This window comes from Grimontia marina (assembly GCF_900060185.1).
Taxonomy (GTDB): domain Bacteria; phylum Pseudomonadota; class Gammaproteobacteria; order Enterobacterales; family Vibrionaceae; genus Enterovibrio; species Enterovibrio marinus.
Genome location: NZ_FIZY01000243.1, coordinates 1 through 615, shown reverse-complemented (window position 1 = coordinate 615; position 615 = coordinate 1). Strand labels below are relative to the sequence as shown.

Genomic DNA, 615 nt, shown 5'->3' with positions numbered 1-615 from the left:
CCCCTCCAATTATTCTTACCTCCTCCTCCCCACCCACTTTTTCCCCTTTTCTTCTCTTCTCATTTATTTTTCCCATCCTCTCCTCCCTCCTCTTTCCCTCTTCCTCCTCCTCCTTTTTTTCCCTTCCTCCCTTCTCCCTTTTTTTTTCCCCTCCCCTCCTTCCCCCCCCCCTCCTCTTTTCTCCTCTCCCCCCCTTCCTCCCTTCCTTTCGTCATCATCCAGATCCCTGCAAGGTGTCGTGCGTCCCAACAACCTCTCTCCCCCGACTGGTTACCTGTTCCCCCTTCCACCTCTTCTTCCCTCTTCCCCCCTCTCCCCCCCTCCCCCCTTCTTCCTCCCTTTTTTCCCTTTCCTTTCCCTCTCTTCCCTCCTCTCTTTTTTTCTCCTCCTTCCTGACTTTCTTCTTTTCTCCTCTGATTTTTTTCCTCCTCCCCTTTCTTCTTCTCTTCTTTTCTCTCTCTTTTCCCTCTCTTCTTCCCCCCTCCCTCCTCTCCCCTCTTCCTCTCCTCCCTCTCTTCCTACCTCTCCCCTCTCCTCCTTCCTCCTTTTCCACTCCAGTTTTTATATGTTAACTTTGACCGCCTTTTGAGCGAAATTCAGGAACGTTATGATCGT

The 615-nt window shown here is 51.5% G+C and carries 2 protein-coding genes; both read right to left on the bottom strand.

Translation table 11 applies throughout. The features are described from left to right. Window positions 1–59: 59 nt before the first annotated feature. A complete protein-coding gene (locus GMA8713_RS27625; RefSeq protein WP_157515819.1) occupies window positions 60–218 on the bottom strand; it encodes a hypothetical protein in 159 nt (52 codons plus the stop codon). Next, a complete protein-coding gene (locus GMA8713_RS26210) occupies window positions 215–553 on the bottom strand; it encodes a hypothetical protein (protein WP_062715583.1) in 339 nt (112 codons plus the stop codon). The genes GMA8713_RS27625 and GMA8713_RS26210 overlap by 4 nt, the downstream gene beginning before the upstream one ends. Window positions 554–615: the final 62 nt, after the last annotated feature.